This window comes from Flavobacterium sp. (genome assembly GCF_046317795.1).
Classification (GTDB): domain Bacteria; phylum Bacteroidota; class Bacteroidia; order Flavobacteriales; family Flavobacteriaceae; genus Flavobacterium.
Window position 1 is genome coordinate 1 of sequence record NZ_JBKCVI010000087.1, and the last position, 23786, is coordinate 23786.

Sequence of the window (23786 nt, forward strand, 5' to 3'; positions counted from 1 at the left end):
AAAAGTTAATTTAAATAAAAACCACAAGGTTATAAACACAATATTTCTTTATTTTTGACCGAAATAATGGTTAAGTTTGTCTCGTTAAAAATCAAGCCATATTTCTACAAAAATAGCATTAAACCATTGCAAAGAAACTTATTTTATATCGTTTTTTTAACAATTTTCCTAACATTAGGAAACCAAAAAATATATTCTCAGGAGATACCTCTCAAAACCGATTCTTTTCCAACTAAAAATCAAATAGATACAACTAAAACCAAGACAGAAAACCTTGTTCCTGTTGTGGATACAATCAAAACTGATAGCATTATCAAGAAAAAAAAAATATTAGAAAGTAAGATAAAAAGGAAAGCGGTTGATTATGAAAAACTGGACCAAAAGAAAAAGAAAATTACACTTTACAATAAAGCCGAAGTGTATTATGAAGATATTGAATTAAAATCGGGGATTATTGTAATTGATTATGAAAAAAATGAAATATATGCCGGAAGGATAAAAGACTCAACCGGAAAATATACTCAATTGCCCGTTTTCAAACAAGGCGCAAACGTTGTTGAACCTGATTCTATTCGTTTTAATTTCAAAACCAAGAAAGCATTAGTTTGGAATTCTAGAACCGACCAAGGGGAATTTAAAGTTAAAGCAGCCCTTACCAAAAAAGAAAACGATTCGGTTTATTTTATGAAAGGAGCACGTTTTACTACTGCAAAAGATATTGACGATCCCGAATATTATTTTCAAACCAATAAAGTAAAACTTGTTCCTGGTAAGAAAGTAGTTGTAGGTACAACAAACATGGTAATTGCGGATGTCCCAACGCCTTTGGCATTGCCTTTTGCGTTTTTTCCAATGACAGAAAAAAGCAGATCCGGATTAATTGTTCCCACATATACTGATAGTGCTCAAAGAGGTTTTTCTTTGCAAAATGGCGGCTACTATTTTGCTTTAAGTGATAGTTATGACTTATCGGTTTTAGGAGATTATTATACTAATGGAAGTTATGGGTTGCGTTTCGAAACGTCCTATGGCAAGCGCTATAGTTTCAGCGGGAATATAAATCTAAGATATGAAAATTTAATCACTAGCGAAAGAGGTTATCCTGACTATTCAAAAACAACAATATATAACATCCAATGGTCACACTCTAAAGACAGTAAATCCAATCCAAATTCCAGATTTTCAGCTTCGGTAAATTTAGGAAGTAGTACTTATTTCCGTCAATCCTTAAACCAGGTAAATGTGGGTTCTAATTTAAATAATACGCTAAGTTCCTCTATTTCCTATTCCAAAACATTTAACTCAGTACCTCAAGTAAATTTATCACTAACAGCTACACATTCTCAAAACACTAACACTGAACAAATTAATATGACCTTACCAACACTACAACTTAGTGTGGACAGAATATTCCCTTTTGCACCAAAAGATGGAATCAAAAAAGGATTTTTTAAGAATATTAATTTACAATACAATTTAAGAGGAGAAAACCGAATTGAAACCACCGATTCCCTTTTCTTCAAACCACAAATGTTTCGAGATGCCAAAACAGGTTTCCAACACAGTATTCCGATAAGTACCAATTTTAAAGTTTTTAAATATTTCAGTGCCACAACTTCTATAAACTACAACGAAGTTTGGTATTTTAAAACCATTAACAAAGAATTTAATTCAGTTCAAAATGAAGTAATAACAAGAGATGTTCAAGGTTTTGATGCTTTCAGAACCTATTCTTTTTCGACAGGTATAGGAACTACAGTTTATGGAACCTTTGATTTTGGCAAAGACAAAAAAATTCAATCCATAAGACATGTTGTAAGACCAAATATTACCTATAGTTATACCCCGAGTTTTGAAAAATATTATGACACTTACGATACTGATGGAACGGGTACTATTCAAAAAGAATATACCCGATTTGAAGGAGGTATTTTTGGAGCGCCAGGGCAAAATATGTCAAATAATCTTGGATTCAATTTAAGCAATACATTTGAAGCTAAAGTTACTGATAAAGATTCCACCAAAACAGAACCTAAAAAAATAATGCTTTTGAATAACTTGAATTTTAGCACTAGTTATGATATGACAGCCGATTCGCTAAAATGGTCTCCAATGCGTGTTAGCGGTGGAACACTATTGTTAAATCAAAAGATGAATGTGAATATTGCGGCAACACTTGATCCGTATGCTATAAATAATTCTGGGCAACGTGTAAATACCTGGAATATTGATAATGGCGGAAGTTTATTTAGAATGACAAGTGCCAATATAACAATCAACTATGCTTTTGCCAGTACCGATTTTGATGGGTCAGCTAGTAAAAATAAGCAAGGAACAAGAAATGGCGGACGTGAAGATGATTTATTTGGAACCAATACCGATTTGAGTGATAGGCGACAGAGCCAGTTTACTGAAGATGATGAAAGTAAAGAAAATATAACCGAATTTTTTAAATATAAATTACCATGGGACATGAATCTTGCCTATGCACTAACCTATTCCAACAATAATCGAGAGCAAAAAATAACTGGAAATTCTTTAATGCTTTCTGTAAATACTGATTTAACCCCAAAATGGAAAGTGGGTGTTTCAACAGGGTATGACTTTGTACAAAAAGGAGTTACGTTTACACAGTTCCGATTTGAAAGAGATTTATTAAGCTGGCGAATGGATTTCAACTGGGTACCTTTTGGTGATAACGCCTATTGGGGATTTTTTATAGGAATAAAATCGGGTGTGTTGAGCGATATCAAGTGGGATAAACGCTCGCTTCCAGATAGAACTTTGAATTAAAAGCTGGAAGATGGAAGTTGGGAGATGGAAGATGGGAGTTGGGAGTTGGAAGATGGGAGTTGGGAGTTGGGAGATGGGAGTTGGGAGTTGGGAGATGGAAGTTTATTTTACTAATGATAATTTGAAACCTATTTTAATATGAAAAAAATAATTTTTACCGATAAAGCTCCAGCGCCAATTGGACCTTACAACCAAGCGGTTTTGGTTGGCAACACTTTATATACTTCTGGTCAAATTGCACTCCATCCTGCTACCATGGAATTGGTTCTTGATAATATAGAAACCGAAACCAAGCAAGTAATGGAAAACATGAAAGCTGTTCTCGAAGCTGCCGATATGACTTTTGAGAACGTAGTAAAAGCCACTATTTTCATTATGAACATGGATGATTTCTCAAGAATAAACAACGTTTACGGCAGTTACTTTGATGAAAAAACAGCTCCGGCTCGCGAAACCGTGCAAGTTGCTGGTTTACCCAAAGGTGTGAATGTTGAGATTTCGATGATAGCGGTGAAATAAAAAAAAGTCGGGACTTTATTTATTCAAAACATGGTATGCAATCAAACCATCAATGGGTCTTCGCAACACATTGACCATTTTAATATCATATTTATTGAGTATCTGTTCTAATTCATCTTTCAAGTAAAAAGCTATCGAACCTACAAAATGGACTGGAACATCATGACAATTTTCATATTGCATGATATAATTTTTGGTAAAGTCTTTTAACTCTCTACGAATAATTTTTTTGCAAAATTCGTTGTCTTTATGCTTAATAATAAATTTAGCAAAAGTAGCTAAGTAGGCATTTGGATTGGCTTCTTTATACAAATTAGCTTTGATATAATCGGCATCAAGATTGTATTCTTCTTCAAATTCTTTGGCTAATTCTTTGGGCATGGTATTAAAATAATAACCACGAAGCAAATGTCTTCCAAAACGATTTCCTGAGCCATCATCCATAACAATATATCCTAAGGATTGCACTTTTTGATGCAATACTTTTCCATCAAAATAGCTACAATTTGATCCTGTTCCAAGGATACAAACTATTGCTTTCTCATCTTTGGGTGTTGTTGCATACACTGCAGCATAGGTATCTTCATGGACAGAAACTGTAGCATTTGGAAAATATTCTTGAAAAACTTTTGATAAAAAATATTTCATTCTATCAGTTCCACAACCAGCACCATAAAAGAAAAGCTGTTTGGCTTTCGCTTTGTTATGTTCTATATCAAACTTGTCGTCAAGACGTGATATAATTTCTTCTCTATCAAGAACTTCGGGATTTAAACCTAATGTTTGTGTCGTGAATAATACTTTTCCGTTGTCATCAATAGCAATCCAATCGGCTTTTGTAGATCCACTGTCAACTAATAATTTCATAATTTATTTTTTTAGAGAAAAGAAAATAGAATATAGAAAATAGAGTAACGATATTGTTTAATCTATTTTCTATATTCTATTTTCTATGTTCTTTATTTTAAATTTGCTATATGAATCGCTAAATCAATTAATTTGCTAGAATAACCATATTCGTTATCATACCAAGAAACTATTTTGAAGAAAGTAGAATTTAATCCAATTCCAGCTTTTGCATCAACTATAGAAGTTCTTGTGTCCGATATAAAATCTTGAGAAACCACATCGTCTTCTGTATAACCTAGAATTCCTTTCATTTCGTTTTCAGAAGCTTTTTTCAACACCGTCATGATTTCTTCATAGGAAGTTTCTTTGGCAACTTTTACAGTTAAATCAACTACAGAAACATCAATAGTAGGAACACGAAACGACATTCCAGTTAATTTTCCATTCAATGCAGGAATTACTTTTCCAACTGCTTTTGCAGCACCTGTTGATGATGGAATGATATTTACCGAAGCTGCTCTTCCACCTCTCCAGTCCTTTCTTGATGGTCCATCAGCAGTCATTTGTGTGGATGTAGTAGCATGCACTGTGGTCATTAGTCCTTCTATAATTCCGAAATTATCATTGATTACTTTGGCTAATGGTGCTAAACAGTTTGTAGTACAAGATGCATTTGAAACGACTAAGTCAGTAGCTTTAGCTTCTGTATGGTTTACTCCCATTACAAACATAGGAGCATCAGCAGATGGTGCAGAAATAATTACTTTTTTTGCACCACCATCAATGTGAGCTTTTGCAGTTTCGATAGTAGTGAAAAAACCTGTACATTCTGCAACTACATCTACATCAATAGCTGCATCATCCCATTTTACTAGTTTTGGATCTCTTTCGGCAGTAACTCTAATGTGTTTATCGTTTACAAAAAGTTTTCCGTCTTTCACTTCTACTTTTCCTGCAAAACGACCGTGAACTGAGTCATATTTTAATAAGTAAGCCAAATGATCTACATCCAATAAATCGTTGATGGCAACAACTTCAACATTATCTCTATTTAAAGTTTCTCTAAATACTATTCTTCCAATTCTTCCGAAACCGTTAATTCCCAATTTTACTTTTGACATTTTTTTTGTGTTTTATATTTATAGTTAATGGTTTATGGTTTGCACTTTACACCACAAACATCTTTTAATTTTTTATGTAGACATAATGTCTGAAACTCTTAGTAATTCTCTATCAATTTCTGAATGTCCTTTAATAGCTTGTTCTAATGGTGTTAACGCCACTTTGTCATTTACTATACCTACCATGAAATTTGATTTTCCTTCTAAGATAGATTCAACTGCTTTTACACCTAATCTACTGGCTAAAACCCTATCGTAACATGAAGGCGCACCTCCACGTTGCATGTGACCAAGCACGGAAACTCGAATATCATATTCAGGGAAATTTTCCTCAATATAATCTTTTAATTCAAAAACATTTTTACCAATTTTATCTCCTTCGGCAATGACAACAATACTTGAAGATTTTCCTGATGCTTTACTTTTGCGAAGCGAATCTAAAAGGCGTTCTAATCCCAAATCTTCTTCAGGAATAAGAATTTCCTCTGCTCCAGCTCCAATACCAGCATTTAGCGCAATATGACCTGCATCACGACCCATTACTTCAACCAAAAAAAGGCGGTTGTGGGAACTAGCTGTGTCACGAATTTTATCGATGCATTCTACTACAGTGTTTAATGCCGTGTCAAATCCCAAAGTATGACTGGTTCCAAAAATATCATTATCAATGGTTCCAGGAATTCCCATTACAGGATAATCATATTCATTATTAAAAATTTCTGCTCCAGTAAAAGAACCATCACCACCAATAACTCCGAGTGCATCGACTCCTGCAGCAACTAAATTTTGATGTGCTTTTTGTCTGCCTTCTATGGTCATAAATTCTTTGGAACGAGCCGACTTTAAAATGGTTCCGCCTTTGTTGACGATATTGTTAACACTTCTTGGACCCATTTCTTTGAAATCGCCTTCAATCATTCCTTGATAACCTCTGTATATTCCAATACATTCTATATTGTGGTAGGCGCAAGTTCTAACTACTGAACGAATGGCTGCGTTCATTCCTGGAGAATCACCTCCTGAAGTTAAAACTCCAATCTTTTTTATAGTTTTTGACATTTTTCAGCTATTTAATCGTAAAATTAGCAAACGAGAAGCAGTTTTTTATAGATATCATCGAGATGTTATTATATGGAGCAAAATTCAATCGTTTTCGTTGATAAGTTTTGAAAAAAAGATTAAATTTAAAGGAATTCTATATTAATCCTCAACTGGGATACCTTCTCTATTTGGTGATGGGTTTTCTATATCATTATTCTTATCCTTGTCCTTATCTTTCTTTTCTGTATTTGGTAAATCTATATTTTCTATATCAGAATCGTGCAAATCATCACTTTTGTTTGTAGTCACTTTATCAATTTTTGCATTTTTAAAGATTTTGTTTATCAACTCTTTTAAAGTATCAAAATCAACTTCATAAGAAATACCAACTCCTTGTGTGTATCCAATTCCCTGACCGATGTAGGTTATATCATTTTCTTTATTAAAAAATCTCAAATTCAACGTACCATCTTCATTTACTCTATATTGCACTTCAACATCACCTACTATGGCAGTTTCTGTAATTCCACCAACGGGAACACCAACTTTGCCGTTTACTGTAATTCTGTCGTTAATCTTGGAAGAGACAGAAACACCAAATCGCGCATCGGTTTGAAAATCTGGATTATTACTATTATCTCCCGTTACATATTCAATTCCTAATTGAAGTTTATCATCTTCTCCAGCAAACAAATCGTTAAACATACTGCTTGCCTTTTCAAATAAATTATTGGATAATTGATTTTGGCTTACTCCATCTTGACTCAAAAAACCTCCAGTAGAGAGTAAATACAGCGCTTGTATTTGTCTTGTGTCTTTATCATCAAGTTTGTATTGCAATTCAGATCTAAGTGAACTACCAACGTTGGGAAAATTAATAGTAAAATCGGGTTCTGGATTTGTTAAACTTCCTTTTACATCTATAACAACTTCAACGTCTACTTTTTTATTAAAGGATGGATTATCAATTAATACTGCTGGGTTTGCGCCACCCATCACTTTATAAACTGCAGCTAAGTTGAGCGTTGCGGCTAATGGGTCACCATTCCAAACTATGTAACTCCCCTTTTTTACATCAAATTTTTTGTCAATTAGTCCGCCGTATTTAAAATTATAAGAACCTTCGGTAGCAGAAAAATCTCCAAACATTTCAAATTTCCCCGACGTATTTATTCTAAATAATAATGTGCCATTTCCTTTCCCTTTCATGGCATGTCCAGATTCTCTATCTAAAATTACTTCAACGTTTGCATTATTGTTTATTGTAAAATTAAAATCCAATTCCAACCCATCATAATTTCGGTTTTCGGTTATCTTGTTCTTTTTCTTATTTAACTTTTCGGCTGGAGTTAAAAAATGCAGATAGTTATTGTCATCACTAGCAACTGCGTCATTTATAGGTATTTTAATTTCGGTTCCTTTTGCAGATTCACCGTTAACGGTTATCATCAAAGCGCTTGTTGGGCCTTTTATATTGGCCGAACCATTAAAAAATGCATCTCCATAAAAAGCAGCACCTTCATAATCTACTGTGTTTAATGCTAATAGTCGGTTAGAGTTTATAGATAAATCCAATTGCCAGTCTTCAAATTGTTTGTGTTTTATTATGCCGCTTAAAGTTCCTTTTGTATCGAATTTTGTATCTGAAATAGAAGTTTCTCTAATAATAAACTTATTTTCGGTAATATCTACAATGGTATTATCGATAAACTTGTAATCGGTATTGAGATAAGGAATTGTTAATCCTGCATCATTTACAAATAATCTACCGTTGTAATCTAATTGTTCTACGTTTCCTTCAATTCTAGCATTTCCGGATACAAAACCACGAATATTAGTAATAACATCGCCACCAATTTTCCCTAAAATTCCTAAATTGAAATTATCAAAACTGAAATCAAGATCTAATAATGTCTGACTGTTTACAATTTCAATATTTCCACTTGCTTTAAATGTCTCTACATTTTTATTGTCTAATGATGAATTGACATAAAACTTCCTTAGTGATTCATCTCCAGAGATATCTAAATTTAAGTCGCCATATTCAACATCATTAACATGCAAATTGCCTATGTTTAAGGTGGATGTGGGCTGAAAAACAGTGCTACTTTGTTTAAAATTAATTTTTCCATTTAGATTACCATCAAACTTAAATTTTTCCACATCGGGTGTGATTTTATTTAAATTTACATTTTCAAAGGTGAGTTGCAAATCTTTTGAATTATTGCCATTAATGGTTCCCGATAAATTAATATTTTGATTTTCATGAGATAAAATAATATTTTCAAACGAAAAATTACTCAACTTCTTATCAAAAACTATTTTGTTATTTTCTTCATCCTCTTTTTCGTTTAAATACCAGAGATAATCTTTGAATTGCATCTCTGATTTTTTGAAACCTACCACATTTTTATTTTGTTTATTGATAGTGTGGTACAAATTCAAATTGTAAAAATCAAGTCCTTGCTTACCTCCTTTAAATTCAGTTCTAAAATATAAGGTGTCCTTTGAAATAGTATTAATTCAACTAAAATCTCTAAATTTATATTGCTTTGTTTTAATAGAGTCCATTTGAATAAACGTATTATACAACGGATTTTGGTTGTCTACTTTTAACAAAATGTTATCCATTTCATTATCAGAAAATTTAATTTTAGGCGAGTTAAAAGTCAATTTAAAATCTTTTGCCTCTGAACTTATATTTCCTTTCAAAATAGTGTTTGTGGCTATCGAAATATCAGGATAAAATATTTCGATAATCTTACTGAATATTGTAAAATTGAATTTTATATATTGACCACTTCTAACTTTATTGGGTTTGTAATTAGTATATAAACTTCCCAGTGAATTCTCCACTACTTTGAGTAACTGATTGAACTGAAATTTCCCAACCACACTTCCTTCAATCGCATCATCAGATGTTATAGTGATAGTTCGCTCTCTTTTTTCATCAAAAACAGAATTAACATTTAAAAAATCAACATAATAAGTGTCTTTTTTGTTTTGGTAAGAGGCGTTTGTTAGGACAACATCACCTATCATGTTATCGATAGAATTTCCATTGGCTTTTATGGTCAAATCTCCTTTAAAAATTGAGATGGAATCAGTAATAAAATTTAATTTTTGAAGATTTGCATAATCAATTTTGGTTTGAAAATCAATGCGTGTTGCTTTCTTACCTAAATCAACTAAACCATTAAAATCCATAAACAAATTTGGATCATTAATATATACTTTTCCTTTAAAAATTGGTTGTTTAAAACTTCCGTCCACAATAATTTTAGTATAAGTGTAGCCGTTATAGGTTACTCTATCGACATCGCCAACAAAGGTGGTATTCAATAATTTTTGAGTAAATCCTTTTCCATCAATCGATAGATTTAATGAAACTTTCCCAATATCTTTTCTGTTCAGCAATGCACCAACATTAAAACCATCAAGAATTACATTTCCTTTGTATTTGGCATTATCAATAGCATCAATATCCGACATTTGTAAATCGGATTCAATAATTCCTAATGCGGTATTCATTACAAAATTGGCATTAATGTATTTTTGAGATAATTCAGTATTTCCAACAAATGTAAATTGACCAAATTTTTGCAAAGAACTAGGAAGTTTTTTTCCAAGAATATTAGGTAACAACTTAGTCAAATCAGAATAATTTGAGGTGATTTTATTAAAATCTCCTTTCATATAAAAAGCACCAGGACTTCGAGAAAATAAATTTTTTAAATTTATATCGCCTTTTATAACCGAATTTTTTTTATCCAAGAGATACAAATCAGTTAAATAAAAATCATTCAATGTTCCTTTTAATTTGGTATCCAAAAAGAACGTTTGATTTTCTCCAATCTCTTTATAAAAATAATGAATATCATTGGTAGACAGGAAGGATTCCTCAATGTTAATATCAAAGATTACTTTGTTATTGAAATTGCTAAAATCTTTATTGTCTCTGTTATAACTTAATATGACTTTTCCTTTAAAAACGGATTCTTTTGTCTCTAAATTTAGATTTTCAAGCCCAATCATTTTCTTATTATAGGTGAAATCAGCTATCAAATTTTTAACAAATAATCCTCTGTGATCTTTAAATGACAGTTGCTTAATACTAGTAGAAACATCTGCGCCTTTAATTTTAAAATCTTTCAAATTGGCATTGAGTTGAGTAAAATCAATATCTTTAGGATTTTCTCTATTGTAATCCATCATTGAGAAACGAGATTCCTTTATGTATACATTGCTAGATTGAAATAAAAACTTACCAGAACCTGGTTTTCCATCATCAAATGCTGCAATAAATTTGTCTAAATTGGTTTCTTTTTCCTTTTTATAATTAACAATATTCAACTCAAAGTTATCCAAATGCAAATCGCCAAATTGTAACTTACCATCAATCAGATTTTTAAAATCTAAAATGGTTGTTTTAATTCTTTTAGCATAAATCAAAGTGTCTTTGTGATGATCTAAAATCAATACTTTCTTCATCTTTACACCACCAAAAACAGTTATGGCCACTTCGTCAATATTGATGTTGGTTCCATACTCTTTATTGATTTTATCGGTTGCATAATGAGCAATTTTAGTCTGAACATAAGGTAACGAAAGTGAAATGCCGATAAGTAACAATAGCAAAATCAGCACAACAATCGTGCGAAAGAGAATTTTTCGAAATTTTTTAAAACCGCTATTTGTTTTAATTTTTTCCAATTATAATTACGACTTGGGAAAGAAAATTACCTTTGTAAAAATCTTTACATTTGATTTTCTTATTAAAATGTCAAATATAATCCAAATATTGTGCCTTTTATGCATCACAAAGAAGTTTTTATTCTAGCCATCGAAAGTTCGTGTGACGATACTGCAGCTGCGGTTTTGTGCAACAATAAAGTGCTATCTAATGTTGTGGCAAGGCAGAGTATTCATGTGGAATATGGTGGCGTTGTACCCGAGTTGGCTTCGCGTGCACACCAGCAAAATATAGTTCCCGTGATTGATATTGCTTTGAAAAAAGCAAATGTTACCAAAAATCAATTATCTGCCATTGCTTTTACACAAGGTCCAGGATTGATGGGTTCACTTTTAGTAGGTGCGTCTTTTGCAAAATCATTGGCAATGGCATTGGATATTCCTCTTATTGCCGTTAATCACATGCACGCTCATATTCTGGCTCATTTTATTGACGAAAAAGGTTTTGACAAACCCACTTTTCCTTTTTTAGCATTGACAATTTCGGGTGGACACACTCAAATTGTAAAAGTCAACGATTTTTTCAACATGGAAATCATAGGCGAAACTACCGATGATGCTGTGGGAGAAGCGTTTGATAAAACAGCCAAAATATTAGGGTTTCCTTATCCCGGTGGACCATTAATTGACCTATTTGCAGCAAAAGGAAATCCAAAAAAATATACATTTACCAAACCAAAAGTTTCCAATTTGGATTTTAGCTTTTCGGGATTGAAAACACAAATTCTTTATTTTGTTCAAAAAAATGTATTGGAAAATCCGAATTTTATCGAAGAACACAAAAAAGATATTTGCGCCTCTGTACAAAATATTATTATTGAAATTTTGATGGAAAAACTAAATATGGCTGTTGCTCAAACTGGAATTACCCAAATTGCTATTGGCGGTGGCGTTTCGGCAAACACAGGAATTAGAAAAACCTTAAAAGAAACCGAAACCAAATTTGGCTGGAAAACTTTTATCCCAAAATTTGAATATACTACCGATAATGCTGCTATGATTGGGATTGTGGGTTATCATAAATTTCTACACGATAAATTTGTTGATCAATCAACGATTTCAAAAGCACGAATTGAGTTTTAAATTATGCAACTGTTCTACAATCCATCCATAACCGAAACCGCAACTTCCTTTGTTTTTGACAAAGAAGAAAGCAAGCACATCATCAAAGTGTTGCGCAAAAAAGAAAGCGACATTTTGCATGTTACAAATGGTTTAGGTTTTTTGTTTGTAACCCAAATAACGGTTGCATCTGATACGAAATGTACTGTTACAATCACCTCTTTTGAAAAACAAGCGGAACCGAAATTTCATTTGCATTTAGCTGTTGCGCCAACCAAAATGAACGAACGCTACGAATGGTTTTTAGAAAAAGCGACCGAAATTGGCATACAAGAAATCACACCGATAATCTGCGAACATTCTGAGCGAAAAGTAATTAAAACCGATAGATTTCAGAAGATTTTGGAAACGGCCATGAAGCAATCCTTACACTATTATTTGCCGAAATTAAATGAACCTATTGCTTTCAAAGATTTTATAAAACAAGAACACCAAGGACAAAAATTCATAGCACATTGTTCAGCAACCGATAAAAAATCATTGAAAAAAGAGTTAAAAGTAAATGAAGATGTCACCATTTTAATTGGACCCGAAGGTGATTTTTCTGTTAAAGAAATTGAATTGGCTATCGAAAATAATTTTATTCCTGTATCTTTGGGAGCAACACGTTTACGAACCGAAACAGCAGCTATAGTGGCTTGTCATAGTGTCGTTTTCAAAAATGAAAATTGATGATTAACGATTATTGAAATTGTTATTGATATTGAACTTGATTTTTGAAATTGATATTGATTTTTGAAATTGATATATGAAAAAAATAGTATTCCTTTTATTACTGATTACTTCCATTAGCTTTTCACAAGAAATTGCTTTGCTGAAATACAGCGGCGGTGGCGATTGGTATGCTAATCCAACTTCGTTAACCAATTTAATAAAGTACGCCAATCAAACCATAAACACCAATATTAAATCCAAACCAGCAACCGTAGAACCTGGAAGTCCCGATATTTTTGGTTATCCATTTGTACACATGACGGGTCATGGCAATGTGGTTTTTAATGATGCCGAAATTGTCAATTTAAGAAATTATTTAATGTCGGGCGGATTTTTACATGCTGATGATAATTATGGAATGGATCAATACATTCGAAGAGAAATCAAACGAATTTTTCCTGCTACCGATTTAATAGAAATTCCAGATAATCATCCTATTTTTCAAAAGCCAACTGTTTTTGCCAATGGTTTACCAAAAATTCATGAGCACGATAACAAACGTCCACAAGCTTTCGGAATTTTTATTGATAATCGATTAGTTTTGCTCTATACCTATGAATGTGATTTGGGCGATGGTTGGGAAGATGCAGAAGTGCACAATGACCCCAAAGAAGTTCGTGAAAAAGCATTGAAAATGGGAACCAATATCTTGAATTATATTTTTAAAAATTAAAGCTATGGTAAATTCAAAAACAATTGCATTAGGTATAGTTAAAGGAGTTGGGATTATTGTTTTGGCTGCTTTAGCTTTGTATTTTTTATATCTAATACAATCTGTTATCATCTATTTGGTAGTATCTTTAATATTAACACTTATCGGAAATCCTATCTTAGATTTTTTAAAAGACCGATTAAAATTCAACCATGTAGCTGCTACAATAACAACGTTGTTATTTTTTCTGTCAATTATAGCTGGATTAATCATGTTGTTTGTTCCGCTAATTTTGGACCAAGGACGAAATTTATCTCTTTTAAATACAGCCGAAATTGAAAAAGACATTATAGTATTAAAAAATCAATTTGGCGCTTTCTTAGAATCTCACAATATAGACTCTACCAGTTTTTTTAGTGAAGCGAATATTCCTTCTGAATTTAATTTTAGTTTTCTAACAAATTTTTTCAATTCAATCCTTGGAATGATAAGTAATTTTGGAATTGGACTAGCTTCCGTAATGTTCATTACTTTTTTCTTTTTGAAAGAACGCAGATTGTTTGCCATCAATGCAAAAAATTTAATGCCCAATAATCAAGAAGAAAGAATTTTAAATTCGCTAAACAAAATTAATCATCTTTTATCACGATATTTCATTGGTTTGCTATTACAGTTATTGATTGTTTTCATCTTATATCTTTGTGTATTACTGATTTTTGGTGTTGAAAACGCCTTAGTGATTGCATTTTTATGTGCCGTTTTAAATATTATTCCCTATATAGGCCCATTAATAGCATCCGTTATTGCTGCTATACTGACGATGTTGTGCCATCTTGGAGGTGATTTTCAAACCGAAATTTTACCCGTTACCATTTACGTAATGATTGGTTTTTGGGTGGTTCAAATAATTGATAATAACATTTCATCACCACTTATTTTTTCTAAAAGCGTCAATTCTCATCCATTGGAAATTTTTCTAGTAATTTTAATCATTGGATTCTTATTTGGAATTACTGGGATGATAATCGCCATTCCTTTTTATACCATTCTGAAGGTATTTGGAAAAGAGTTTTTTCCCGAAAACAAGTTAATACAATTACTTACTAAAAATATCTAATTTTGGATTTAGCAGTTTTAAATCCTGATATTCAAGAATTTATTAACCGTAACCTTGAGAATGATATTTCAAAAATAGCGTTGCAAAAAAATCCATTTCCCGATGTAAATTGGATACAAATTCTTAACCAAATCAACGGCAAGCAGAAAGCAAAATCCAAACTACCCACTTGGTTTGTAACCGAAAATATTCTTTATCCTGCTAAAATTTGTATCGAACAAACCTCTTCCGAAAAAACAGCGGAATACAAATCGCAACTCGTTTCAGGTGAAAAACTAATCGATTTAACAGGCGGTTTTGGTGTGGATGATTACTATTTTTCAAAGAAAATAAATGAAGTTATTCATTGCGAAATTAATGAGGAACTTACCCAAATTGTAAAGCATAATTTTGAGCAACTAAAAGCAACAAACATTCAATGTCTTCCAGGAGAAAGTTTAGAGACTTTAGCAACTCTACATCAAAAATTTGATTGGATTTATATTGATCCGTCTCGAAGAAATGATTCTAAAGGAAAAGTTTTTATGCTCAAAGATTGTTTACCCAATGTTCCGGAACTATTGGATTTCTACTTTGAATACACTTCCAATATTATGATAAAAACAGCGCCAATTCTTGATATCACTGCTGGATTAACTGAATTAAAAAGTGTTTCAGCAATTCATATTGTAGCCGTTGAAAATGAAGTTAAAGAATTGCTTTGGATTTTAGAAAAAAACTATTCACAATCTATAAAAATTGTTACCGCCAATATTCTAAAAGACAAAACAGAAGCATTCTCATTTATGTATGATTCTGAAAAATTGGTAACGTATAATATGCCCAAAAAATATATTTACGAACCCAATGCAGCTATAATGAAATCGGGCGGTTTTGATGAAATTGCGATGCAATATAAAATTGACAAACTGCATCAACATTCTCATTTGTATACTTCGGATAATTTGATTGATTTTCCGGGTAGAATTTTTGAAATCCAAAAATGCATCAATTATTCAAAAGCTGAAATGAAGTTCCATTTAGAAAATAGCAAAGCAAATGTAACCACCCGAAATTTTCCAGACACCGTTGAAGCTATTAGAAAAAAATGGAAAATTGCGGCTGGAGGAAATGTATATTGTTTTTTTACAACGGATGTGAATAACAATAAAATAGTTTTACTTTGCAACAAATTAAAATAACCCATGAAGAACCTGTTTTTTACTTTATTTCTGTTTACTAGTTTAGTTGCTTTGGCACAAAAACCTTGCGAAATTGACACTAATGTAACTGATAGTTTGGGAACATATAAATTAACCAAACAACACATGATTTTTGAGAGAAGCTTTGCCGGAAATTCTACCAATATTTTCTTTGCCTTGTCAAGCAATAATGGCGTTTTAGGATTAGAAACCCAGCAATTATCGAGCAGTTTTGATTTTGTTAAAGCGGTATGTTTTGATAAAAATTCAAAAATTTATCTTCAATTAAATAATGGAAAAATTATTACTTTGCTATATGTTGGAAATGATACATGTGGCTCATTAATTCGAAATGATGCAAACAAAAATACAAGAGTTATAAGTGGTTTATTTGTGTTTTCCAAAGATAATTATGAGGATTTAAAAAAATCACCTGTAACCTTTATGAGAGTAAAATTTGCTGGAGAAACGATAGATTATCCTTTTAAATCGGAATTTGTTTCCGAAATGGATAAAAAGAAATACGAACCGGAGAATTATTTCATCAACTATTTAAAATGCATCGAAGACTAATTACAATTCCATTTTAAATTCTCCACTTTATCGGTATTGCTTCCGTTTAAATTGTAATGCCACCATTCGGAGTCGAAAGATTTGAAGTTGTTTTGAAGCATTATTTCTTTTAATAACTTTCTGTTCGCCAAAATTGTATCCGAGAGACTCAAATAATTATGACTGGCTTCTTTTCCGAAAAAGTCAAATTTGGTTCCCATATCTAGTTCAATACCATTGAAATCTACTAATGAAATATCCACTGCGCCACCACGATTGTGAATAGAACCTTTCTTTGGATTGGCAACAAAATTAGCATTGGGCACTAGCTTCCACATCTTTTTCTGAATGGCTTTTGGGCGGTAGCAATCGTATAGTTTTATTTTGTACCCTTTTGCCAAAAACATTTTATTGGCTTCGAGCAATGACTTTACTGTTTTTACTCTCAAGAAACATTCGGCACACGGATACACTTTTTCTTTGAGGAAATTATCGGCTGTGGCGTATTTCATATCATACACAAAATCGTTACTGTAGTTTTTGAGATTTACAAACGCATTGCTGTTTTTTTCTTTTGAAATATCTAGTAGAACAGCTGATTTATTGGAATTAAGGTAGTTTGATTTGCAGGACAATAGCAAAGATAGAATTAGAAGAAATGATATTTTAGTTAGACTTTTCATTTATGCTTCAAATAATAATTATAGAGTATTACCATAGAATATAAATCTTCATAAACATAATAACCTTTGGCAATTTTTTCTATTATTTGCGGACAATCAGAGAAAACTTCTCTTGCCTTTATTGAAAATTTTATCTGATTTATATATATCATTTCTCCTTTTTTCTCAATATAAAGAAATCTGTTAACCATAAATTTATGCTCATAATTATTATAATTTTGTTTAATAAAGGATGAAGTGTTCTTATTTAAAATATCATCATAAAGCTTTATTTCATCATCTATTAACAACCTAATATAATCTTCTTTATTATCAAATATTTCTACTCTGGGCTTCTGTTTGAATCTGAAAATCTCATTTCTATATCTGTATGCCGTTATTTCATCCTTATTAATTTTAATTTTTTTTCCATGAAATTCTATGAATGGTATTCCAATTAATGGATTAATAATATCTCCGTAAATAGTATCTTTTGATAAAGTAACAATATAGTCTTTCAATCTTTGCTGTCTACAAATAAAATTTCCATATTCAATGTTTATTGATGTTGTGTCTTTTTTATCCAAAAAATATATCCCATCATTATTTTCTTTCTTTTCGAATTTATAAACCTTTCCTCTATATCTAAAAGAAGTTGTCTTTTTTAAATTATGTGATAAATAATTATTTTTCTGGTTCGACTTATTTTCTTCTATTAAACAAATTGGGTAACCGTTTCCTTGTGGAGCGGATTTAGGTCTAACGCCAATACCAATTTCTGTATGATTAGACCGAATTATTCCATAAATAGTATCTCCTTTTTTATCGACAAAATAATCCAATAACTTCTCTTGCGAAAAGCTGCTAATAGCAACTAATAAAATAGAAATAAGTATTATTTTTTTCACGATATTAAACCTCATCACTCGTAAACGAATTAAAATTTTTCTTTTTGAAAGGACGAATTATCAATCGGCCTTCTCGATCAAACCAGATGTAATTATAAACCCAATTGAGGAAAACTACCGCTTTGTTTTTAAAACCTATCAAGGAAAATAAATGTACAAGCATCCATACAAACCAAGCAAAAACACCACTAAAATGATAACGTGGCAAGTCGACCACGGCGAGATTTCGTCCAATGGTTGCCATTGATCCTTTGTTATTGTATTCAAAAGCCGTCATTGGTTTTTTATTTATAAGTTTAATCAAATTTTCACCCAATAATTTCCCTTGTTGAATGGCAGGTTGCGCCATCATGGGATGACCATGAGGAAATAATTCGGTTTCCATGGAAGCAATATCGCCAATGGCAAAAATATTCTCATAACCTGCAACTTGATTGTATTGATTAACACGAATTCGTTCAATTCTTTCCACTAATGATTTTGAATCCAAACCAGCAATTTTTGCCCCTTGAACTCCAGCTGCCCAAATAACGGTAGCGGTTTCAAAAGTCAAATCAGAATTGGTGGTCACTGTTTTTCCATCATAATTGGTAACACGTACATTTTTCCAAACTTTTACACCTAAATCAACTAAGAATTTCTCAGCTGCGGCTGACGATTTTTCACTCATTGTGTCCAAAACTCTTCCATCTCCTTGGACGAGATTAATTTGCATTTTGGCAATATCCAAATCGGGATAATCTTTTTGTAGAATAGCTTTTTTCATTTCCGCCAAAGCTCCAGCAAGTTCAACACCTGTTGGGCCAGCACCAACGATCACAAAATTGATTAACATGCTTCGTTCTACCTCATCTTTTATCAAAACAGCTTGTTCAAAGTTCTCTAAAATCAAACTCCGAATATTCAAGGATTGTGGAATAGTTTTCATGGACATCGAATAGCGTTCAATATCTTTATTCCCAAAATAATTGGTTTTTGAACCTGTGGCAATTACTAAATAATCATAATGCAAATCGCCAATCTCTGAAATTATTTTTTGATTTACTGTATCAATTTCTTTGACCGAAGTCAATCGAAAATAAAAATCTTTGTACTCTTGAATCACTTTCCGAATGGGATAGGCAATAGAACCTGCTTCCAAACCACCTGTTGCCACTTGGTATAATAGCGGCTGAAATGTATGGTAATTGTGTTTGTCAAGTAAAACCACTTGAACGTTTTTATTCCTAAGTTTTTTGGCTAAGGCAATACCAGCAAAACCACCACCAATAATTATAACTCGTGGTTTTTTGGAAGTTGGAATATTCATAATTAAAAGTTATTCTTCAATAGAAAAAGCAACATCGCCTTTCCAGTTCATAAATCCTCCCTCGAGATTGAAAGTGTGCTCAAAACCCATTTCATTCATTATTTGACAAGCTTGAGCACTTCTGCTTCCTGCCTTGCAATACACGTAATAATTCTTGGATTTATCCAACTCTTCAACTGCATGTATAAATCCTTGTCCTTTGTAAATATCAATATTTATAGCACTAGGAATTATACCATCGCTGCACTCGTCTGGCGTTCTAACATCCAAAACTACCGAGTTCGTATCTCTTTCTAATCTTGATTTCCAATCTTGTTGTGATAAATTCATTTTCTATTTTTTTTGAGAAACAAATATAACGATTTTACTAGTTTAAATTGGATTGGTCATGCCTCAAAATAGCATCTTTTAAAAGATTAACAAAAAAATAACATAACACTTGTATATACAAATAAAAAACTATTTACATTTGTATCTACAACTATTGTATGGTTATAATGAAAATTGAAGAAATAATAAAATCAAACATAACATTAAAGGATGCTAAAAAAGTAATTCTTAACATTTTGTATACTCAAAATGTTATCAATGATAAGTTTAATGAGATTTTAAAACCTAATGATTTATCGAGTGAGCAATACAATGTATTAAGAATTCTTCGTGGTCAAAAAGGTTCTCCTGCTAACATGTGTGTGATACAAGAGCGAATGCTTGCTAAAAATAGTAACACTACCCGATTGATTGACAAACTATTGCTTAAAAAGTATGTAACGAGAGAAGTTTGCCCAAATAATAGGAGGAAAATTGAAGTATTAATTACCCAAAAAGGGCTAGATATTCTTACCGACTTAGATCCAAAAGTTGAAGAACACGAACATTTTTTTGCAGCTAATTTAGAAGCAGAAGAGCTGGAGAAATTAAACTATTTACTAGAAAAATATAGAAACATAAAATAAATACAATTACAAAATGAGCAATTTTATTAATGATGCCAATTGGCGTTATGCTACCAAAAAATTTGATAGTACAAAAAAAGTATCAACAGAAGACCTAAAAACTTTAAAAGAAGCCATTCGTCTATCAGCTTCTTCATATGGTTTACAACCTTACAAGGTTTTTATAATTGAAAACCCTGAATTAAGAGCAAAAATTCAACCTGCAGCATGGGGACAATCTCAAATTGTAGATGCTTCGCAACTAATTGTATTTGCAAATATGACAAACTTTAGTGATAAAGATATTGATGTTAGTTTATCCTTAACTACTGAAACAAGAGGTTTGCCAGCTGATGCGCTGAAAGGTTATGGCGATTTTATGAAGTCAAAAATTGGTGTACTTTCAGAAGACGTTAGAAATACTTGGACTTCTAAACAAACGTATTTAGCACTAGGAAATTTGTTAAATGCAGCAGCCGAATTAAGAATAGATGTTACGCCTATCGAAGGTTTTGAACCCGATAAAGTGAATGAAATTCTTGGGTTAAAACAATTAGGTTTAAACGCTAGTGTATTAGCAACTATTGGATACCGTCATAAAGATGATGCGACACAAAATTATGTCAAAGTACGTAAATCAAATGAAGAACTATTTATCAATTTATAATCAATAATTAAAACAATTAAAAAAATGAAAAATCTAAAAACAATTGCAATTGCATTATTAGTAGCTTTTGGAACAACTGCTGTTTCTGCACAAAACAAAAAAATCAACCTTGAAAAAAGTAAAATCAACTGGGTTGGAGAAAAAGTAACTGGAAAACATTCGGGTACCATTAATTTCAAAGATGGTGTTTTAGTATTCCAAAAAGACAAACTTGCCGGTGGAATTTTCACAGTAAATATGGCTTCCATTACTGTTACCGATTTAGAACCAGGAGAAGGAAAAGAAGATTTAGAAGATCACTTGAAAGCAGATGATTTTTTTGGAACTGATAAATTTAATACTGCAAAAATTGAATTTAAAACTATTGCTACAAAATCAAAAGAATTATACACTGTTACAGCCGATTTAACCATCAAAGGAATTACAAAACCTGTAACTTTTGATATGAATGTTAAGGGAAATACTGCTTCAACCACGTTCAAAGTAGACAGAACAAAATATGACATCAAATATGGTTCAAAAAGCTTCTTTGAAAGCATTGGAGATAAAGCTATTTATGACGAATTCGAATTAGCTGTTACCCTACAGTTCTAATTAGATTTAATAATTTTTAAAAAATTCAAACCTCGGAAAGCCATTTTCGAGGTTTTTTAATGAATACATGATCATATCCAAGCTCAATACTTCTTGTTTTAATTTAATGTAGTTAACTTTATACCATGAAAAGAATTGCAATTATTGACAATTACGACAGTTTTACTTTCAACTTGGTTCATTTTTTAGAAGATTTGAATGTATCAGTAACTGTCTTTAGAAACAATGAATTTGAATTGGATGAATTAGTAAAATTTGACAAAATTCTACTTTCACCTGGACCCGGAATTCCCGATGAAGCTGGATTATTAAAAGCGGTTATTTCAAAATATGCCGAAAGCAAAAGTATTCTCGGTGTTTGTTTAGGGCAACAAGCCATTGCCGAAGTTTTTGGCGGTACTTTAATCAACTTGGATAAGGTTTTTCATGGTGTTGCTACCAAAGTAACAAAATCGGTTACTGATGAAGCTTTATTTGACAAACTACCAAACGAGTTTGATGTGGGTCGCTATCATTCTTGGGTAGTCAATAATGATAATTTTCCAGATGTTCTAGAAATCACCTCAACAGATGAAAGCGGACAAATCATGTCGTTGCGTCACAAAACTCTTGATGTAAAAGGAGTGCAATTCCATCCCGAAAGTATTTTAACACCTTTTGGTAAACAAATTTTAAAAAATTGGATAATAAATTAATCTAAAATTACTGATATTCTTGATATTAAATACCACAACCAGCAGTATTAGTTTACAATATTAATTAAGTAGTAGTGCGATGAAAATAAGGATAGTTTTGATGAAAATCAAATGAACTATTTTGAGTGAATTGATAATATAAATTTGAAAAATCCTAAAATAACTGGCTTCAGAATAAGCAATAAAACATCAAAAAGGCGCTTTTATTGGCGGTAGTTCTGTCCAATACATTTCAAAGAACGGATTTCATTTTAATAAAAATAATATGTATAATTCACTTTAAGTAAAATAAAATAATAAATTGATATACAAATAATTAAACATTTACTATAGATTTCACTTATACTGTTCTTATTTTGATAATTGTATTAATTTTATTTAGCTAATTAGTTAGTTATCAACAATTTTGCAATTGTTACTATACATTTTCCTAAATTTGTTTTTACTTGTCAAACCAACAACTAAAACCAAACTATTATGGGACTTTTTAATACTCATGAAAAAAAAGTAATCACCGAACTCTGCCGAAAGAGTGAAGAAATAGGCAAAGACGTTAGCAGAGAAATAGACGAACTCTTTGACGATTTAAAAACTGATTATGACGAAAACAAAATTGTTATTAAAGAGTTTAATGATTTTGTAAACGAAATAGAAACTAAACTTTCACCCCAAGATTTAGAGAAGCTTCACTCCTTTTCTTCTCGGCTGTACAAAGTAAAACGTTGTGCCAAAAAAGGTGTTGAAGCCATTCGAGAAATAGCTAGGGAACAAAAAAAAGCTACCAAAGAAACTGTTAGAGAGCATCAAGAATATTTATACACCTAAATTATCTTGTAAACACAATCGAATTTTCTTTGCTCAAGTTTGCGTCAAAAGTATACCCTTCATAGTTAAATCCTTTTAGGTCGTCGATAGTTTTTGCATTGGAGTCAATGATATAACGAACCATCATTCCCCTCGCCTTTTTAGCAAAAAAACTAATCATCTTAAGTTTACCGTCCTTATAATCTCTAAACTCTGGAGTAATTACTTGAACTTTCAAAGTCTTAGAATCTACCGCACTGAAATACTCATTACTAGCCAAGTTGATAAACAGTTCATCTTTTTGTAATTCATCATTTAAAGATTTGGTAATGGTTTTTTTCCAAAACTCGTATAAGTTTTTGTTTTTGCCAATCGCCATTGAAGTTCCCATTTCTAATCGATACGGCTGCATTAAATCCAACGGTTTAAGCAAACCGTACAATCCTGATAAAATTCGGAGTTTGTCCTGCAAAACGGCTAATTTGTCTAATGGTAAACTATAAACATCCAATCCTGCATACACATCACCATCAAAAGCAAAAACAGCTTGTCTGGAATTTTGCAAAGTAAAAGGTGTTTCCCATTCCTGATTGCGTTGCCAATTTAATTCGGCCAATTTCTCTGAAATATCCATTAACTCAGAAAGTTGCTTTGGTTTTTTCTTTTTTAACGTATTTTGAATAGTAGCAGCTTGTTTTAAAAACTGTGGTTCAGTGAAACTCATAGTCGGTAATGCTTTTTCAAAGTTTAAAGATTTGGCTGGAGATATAACGATTTTCATAATTTATTTTTATAAGTC

At 31.8% G+C, this 23786-nt stretch carries 24 protein-coding genes; 14 read left to right on the forward strand and 10 right to left on the reverse strand.

The window, feature by feature from the left end:
- Nucleotides 1-66: 66 nt before the first annotated feature.
- Genes ACK5ON_RS05010 through ACK5ON_RS05020 form a run of 3 tightly spaced genes read left to right on the forward strand, consistent with a single transcriptional unit; the run spans nt 67 to nt 3312 of the window.
- Complete coding sequence (locus ACK5ON_RS05010) at nt 67-2793, forward strand: putative LPS assembly protein LptD (RefSeq protein WP_409820463.1); 2727 nt, start codon at nt 67-69, stop codon at nt 2791-2793.
- 10 nt (nt 2794-2803) lie between these two features.
- Nucleotides 2804-2935, forward strand: a complete 132-nt coding sequence (locus ACK5ON_RS05015) for a hypothetical protein (RefSeq protein ID WP_409820465.1) — start codon at nt 2804-2806, stop codon at nt 2933-2935.
- On the forward strand, nt 2932-3312 hold the full coding sequence (locus ACK5ON_RS05020) for a RidA family protein (protein ID WP_409820468.1): 381 nt from the start codon (nt 2932-2934) through the stop codon (nt 3310-3312). The genes ACK5ON_RS05015 and ACK5ON_RS05020 overlap by 4 nt, the downstream gene beginning before the upstream one ends.
- Before the next feature lie 15 nt (nt 3313-3327).
- Here ACK5ON_RS05020 and ACK5ON_RS05025 read toward each other — a convergent pair whose 3' ends face one another.
- The 5 genes from ACK5ON_RS05025 to ACK5ON_RS05045 all read right to left on the reverse strand — a co-directional run bounded on the left by ACK5ON_RS05025 (nt 3328) and on the right by ACK5ON_RS05045 (nt 10961).
- The gene (locus ACK5ON_RS05025) at nt 3328-4179 is read right to left on the reverse strand and encodes a BadF/BadG/BcrA/BcrD ATPase family protein (protein WP_409820470.1); all 852 of its coding nucleotides are present in this window, start codon (nt 4177-4179) and stop codon (nt 3328-3330) included.
- A 92-nt stretch (nt 4180-4271) separates the two neighbouring features.
- Nucleotides 4272-5282 carry a type I glyceraldehyde-3-phosphate dehydrogenase gene (gene gap, locus ACK5ON_RS05030; RefSeq protein WP_409820473.1) on the reverse strand — a complete coding sequence of 337 codons (1011 nt, stop codon included), beginning with the start codon at nt 5280-5282 and terminating at the stop codon, nt 4272-4274.
- A gap of 72 nt (nt 5283-5354) precedes the next feature.
- Complete coding sequence (gene pfkA, locus ACK5ON_RS05035; protein WP_409820475.1) at nt 5355-6341, reverse strand: 6-phosphofructokinase; 987 nt, start codon at nt 6339-6341, stop codon at nt 5355-5357.
- 141 nt (nt 6342-6482) lie between these two features.
- A complete protein-coding gene (locus tag ACK5ON_RS05040; protein WP_409820477.1) occupies nt 6483-8705 on the reverse strand; it encodes a translocation/assembly module TamB domain-containing protein in 2223 nt (740 codons plus the stop codon).
- A gap of 141 nt (nt 8706-8846) precedes the next feature.
- Nucleotides 8847-10961, reverse strand: a complete 2115-nt coding sequence (locus tag ACK5ON_RS05045; protein ID WP_409820479.1) for a hypothetical protein — start codon at nt 10959-10961, stop codon at nt 8847-8849.
- Nucleotides 10962-11135: 174 nt separating this feature from the next.
- Here ACK5ON_RS05045 and tsaD point away from each other — a divergent pair, with 174 nt between their 5' ends.
- The 6 genes from tsaD (at nt 11136) to ACK5ON_RS05075 (ending at nt 16434) form a co-directional block, all read left to right on the forward strand.
- The gene (tsaD, locus tag ACK5ON_RS05050; RefSeq protein ID WP_409820480.1) at nt 11136-12158 is read left to right on the forward strand and encodes a tRNA (adenosine(37)-N6)-threonylcarbamoyltransferase complex transferase subunit TsaD; all 1023 of its coding nucleotides are present in this window, start codon (nt 11136-11138) and stop codon (nt 12156-12158) included.
- Between the two features lie 3 nt (nt 12159-12161).
- The gene (locus ACK5ON_RS05055) at nt 12162-12869 is read left to right on the forward strand and encodes a 16S rRNA (uracil(1498)-N(3))-methyltransferase (RefSeq protein WP_409820482.1); all 708 of its coding nucleotides are present in this window, start codon (nt 12162-12164) and stop codon (nt 12867-12869) included.
- Between the two features lie 76 nt (nt 12870-12945).
- Nucleotides 12946-13584 (forward strand): DUF4159 domain-containing protein, encoded by a 639-nt coding sequence (locus ACK5ON_RS05060; protein WP_409820484.1) that lies wholly within the window; start codon nt 12946-12948, stop codon nt 13582-13584.
- Nucleotides 13585-13588: 4 nt separating this feature from the next.
- On the forward strand, nt 13589-14680 hold the full coding sequence (locus tag ACK5ON_RS05065) for an AI-2E family transporter (RefSeq protein ID WP_409820486.1): 1092 nt from the start codon (nt 13589-13591) through the stop codon (nt 14678-14680).
- Between the two features lie 2 nt (nt 14681-14682).
- Complete coding sequence (locus tag ACK5ON_RS05070; RefSeq protein ID WP_409820489.1) at nt 14683-15861, forward strand: THUMP-like domain-containing protein; 1179 nt, start codon at nt 14683-14685, stop codon at nt 15859-15861.
- Between the two features lie 3 nt (nt 15862-15864).
- A complete protein-coding gene (locus tag ACK5ON_RS05075) occupies nt 15865-16434 on the forward strand; it encodes a hypothetical protein (RefSeq protein ID WP_409820491.1) in 570 nt (189 codons plus the stop codon).
- Here ACK5ON_RS05075 and ACK5ON_RS05080 read toward each other — a convergent pair.
- From ACK5ON_RS05080 to ACK5ON_RS05095, 4 genes are read right to left on the reverse strand one after another with little or no spacing between them, the layout of a single operon-like run.
- Entirely contained in the window at nt 16431-17096 is a 666-nt protein-coding gene (locus tag ACK5ON_RS05080; RefSeq protein ID WP_409820493.1) for a M15 family metallopeptidase, read from the reverse strand. The two genes, ACK5ON_RS05075 and ACK5ON_RS05080, sit on opposite strands and share 4 nt — an antisense overlap.
- Entirely contained in the window at nt 17093-17983 is an 891-nt protein-coding gene (locus ACK5ON_RS05085; RefSeq protein WP_409820495.1) for a hypothetical protein, read from the reverse strand. The genes ACK5ON_RS05080 and ACK5ON_RS05085 overlap by 4 nt, the downstream gene beginning before the upstream one ends.
- Nucleotides 17984-17987: 4 nt before the next feature.
- A complete protein-coding gene (locus tag ACK5ON_RS05090; RefSeq protein ID WP_409820498.1) occupies nt 17988-19292 on the reverse strand; it encodes an NAD(P)/FAD-dependent oxidoreductase in 1305 nt (434 codons plus the stop codon).
- Nucleotides 19293-19301: 9 nt separating this feature from the next.
- The gene (locus ACK5ON_RS05095) at nt 19302-19622 is read right to left on the reverse strand and encodes a rhodanese-like domain-containing protein (RefSeq protein WP_409820500.1); all 321 of its coding nucleotides are present in this window, start codon (nt 19620-19622) and stop codon (nt 19302-19304) included.
- 167 nt (nt 19623-19789) lie between these two features.
- Between ACK5ON_RS05095 and ACK5ON_RS05100 the strand changes: the two genes are divergently transcribed.
- The 5 genes from ACK5ON_RS05100 (at nt 19790) to ACK5ON_RS05120 (ending at nt 23008) form a co-directional block, all read left to right on the forward strand.
- A complete protein-coding gene (locus ACK5ON_RS05100) occupies nt 19790-20248 on the forward strand; it encodes a MarR family winged helix-turn-helix transcriptional regulator (protein ID WP_409820628.1) in 459 nt (152 codons plus the stop codon).
- Nucleotides 20249-20261: 13 nt separating this feature from the next.
- Nucleotides 20262-20894, forward strand: a complete 633-nt coding sequence (locus ACK5ON_RS05105) for an NAD(P)H-dependent oxidoreductase (protein ID WP_409820502.1) — start codon at nt 20262-20264, stop codon at nt 20892-20894.
- A 24-nt stretch (nt 20895-20918) separates the two neighbouring features.
- Entirely contained in the window at nt 20919-21488 is a 570-nt protein-coding gene (locus tag ACK5ON_RS05110; RefSeq protein WP_396173964.1) for a YceI family protein, read from the forward strand.
- Nucleotides 21489-21613: 125 nt separating this feature from the next.
- Nucleotides 21614-22183, forward strand: a complete 570-nt coding sequence (locus ACK5ON_RS05115; protein WP_396173962.1) for an anthranilate synthase component II — start codon at nt 21614-21616, stop codon at nt 22181-22183.
- Between the two features lie 477 nt (nt 22184-22660).
- Nucleotides 22661-23008 carry a hypothetical protein gene (locus ACK5ON_RS05120; protein ID WP_409820504.1) on the forward strand — a complete coding sequence of 116 codons (348 nt, stop codon included), beginning with the start codon at nt 22661-22663 and terminating at the stop codon, nt 23006-23008.
- A gap of 1 nt (nt 23009) precedes the next feature.
- Here ACK5ON_RS05120 and yaaA read toward each other — a convergent pair whose 3' ends face one another.
- Complete coding sequence (gene yaaA / locus ACK5ON_RS05125; protein ID WP_409820506.1) at nt 23010-23768, reverse strand: peroxide stress protein YaaA; 759 nt, start codon at nt 23766-23768, stop codon at nt 23010-23012.
- Nucleotides 23769-23786: the final 18 nt, after the last annotated feature.

What these genes read in the sequence shown, in the direction of transcription:
- ACK5ON_RS05010 (WP_409820463.1), top strand. Translation starts at nt 67, where the DNA reads ATGGTTAAGTTTGTCTCGTTAAAAATCAAGCCATATTTCTACAAAAAT.
- ACK5ON_RS05015 (WP_409820465.1), top strand. Translation starts at nt 2,804, where the DNA reads ATGGAAGTTGGGAGATGGAAGATGGGAGTTGGGAGTTGGAAGATGGGA.
- ACK5ON_RS05020 (WP_409820468.1), top strand. Translation starts at nt 2,932, where the DNA reads ATGAAAAAAATAATTTTTACCGATAAAGCTCCAGCGCCAATTGGACCT.
- ACK5ON_RS05025 (WP_409820470.1), bottom strand. Translation starts at nt 4,179, where the DNA reads ATGAAATTATTAGTTGACAGTGGATCTACAAAAGCCGATTGGATTGCT.
- gap (WP_409820473.1), bottom strand. Translation starts at nt 5,282, where the DNA reads ATGTCAAAAGTAAAATTGGGAATTAACGGTTTCGGAAGAATTGGAAGA.
- pfkA (WP_409820475.1), bottom strand. Translation starts at nt 6,341, where the DNA reads ATGTCAAAAACTATAAAAAAGATTGGAGTTTTAACTTCAGGAGGTGAT.
- ACK5ON_RS05040 (WP_409820477.1), bottom strand. Translation starts at nt 8,705, where the DNA reads ATGCAATTCAAAGATTATCTCTGGTATTTAAACGAAAAAGAGGATGAA.
- tsaD (WP_409820480.1), top strand. Translation starts at nt 11,136, where the DNA reads ATGCATCACAAAGAAGTTTTTATTCTAGCCATCGAAAGTTCGTGTGAC.
- ACK5ON_RS05055 (WP_409820482.1), top strand. Translation starts at nt 12,162, where the DNA reads ATGCAACTGTTCTACAATCCATCCATAACCGAAACCGCAACTTCCTTT.
- ACK5ON_RS05060 (WP_409820484.1), top strand. Translation starts at nt 12,946, where the DNA reads ATGAAAAAAATAGTATTCCTTTTATTACTGATTACTTCCATTAGCTTT.
- ACK5ON_RS05065 (WP_409820486.1), top strand. Translation starts at nt 13,589, where the DNA reads ATGGTAAATTCAAAAACAATTGCATTAGGTATAGTTAAAGGAGTTGGG.
- ACK5ON_RS05075 (WP_409820491.1), top strand. Translation starts at nt 15,865, where the DNA reads ATGAAGAACCTGTTTTTTACTTTATTTCTGTTTACTAGTTTAGTTGCT.
- ACK5ON_RS05080 (WP_409820493.1), bottom strand. Translation starts at nt 17,096, where the DNA reads ATGAAAAGTCTAACTAAAATATCATTTCTTCTAATTCTATCTTTGCTA.
- ACK5ON_RS05090 (WP_409820498.1), bottom strand. Translation starts at nt 19,292, where the DNA reads ATGAATATTCCAACTTCCAAAAAACCACGAGTTATAATTATTGGTGGT.
- ACK5ON_RS05095 (WP_409820500.1), bottom strand. Translation starts at nt 19,622, where the DNA reads ATGAATTTATCACAACAAGATTGGAAATCAAGATTAGAAAGAGATACG.
- ACK5ON_RS05100 (WP_409820628.1), top strand. Translation starts at nt 19,790, where the DNA reads ATGAAAATTGAAGAAATAATAAAATCAAACATAACATTAAAGGATGCT.
- ACK5ON_RS05105 (WP_409820502.1), top strand. Translation starts at nt 20,262, where the DNA reads ATGAGCAATTTTATTAATGATGCCAATTGGCGTTATGCTACCAAAAAA.
- ACK5ON_RS05110 (WP_396173964.1), top strand. Translation starts at nt 20,919, where the DNA reads ATGAAAAATCTAAAAACAATTGCAATTGCATTATTAGTAGCTTTTGGA.
- ACK5ON_RS05115 (WP_396173962.1), top strand. Translation starts at nt 21,614, where the DNA reads ATGAAAAGAATTGCAATTATTGACAATTACGACAGTTTTACTTTCAAC.
- ACK5ON_RS05120 (WP_409820504.1), top strand. Translation starts at nt 22,661, where the DNA reads ATGGGACTTTTTAATACTCATGAAAAAAAAGTAATCACCGAACTCTGC.
- yaaA (WP_409820506.1), bottom strand. Translation starts at nt 23,768, where the DNA reads ATGAAAATCGTTATATCTCCAGCCAAATCTTTAAACTTTGAAAAAGCA.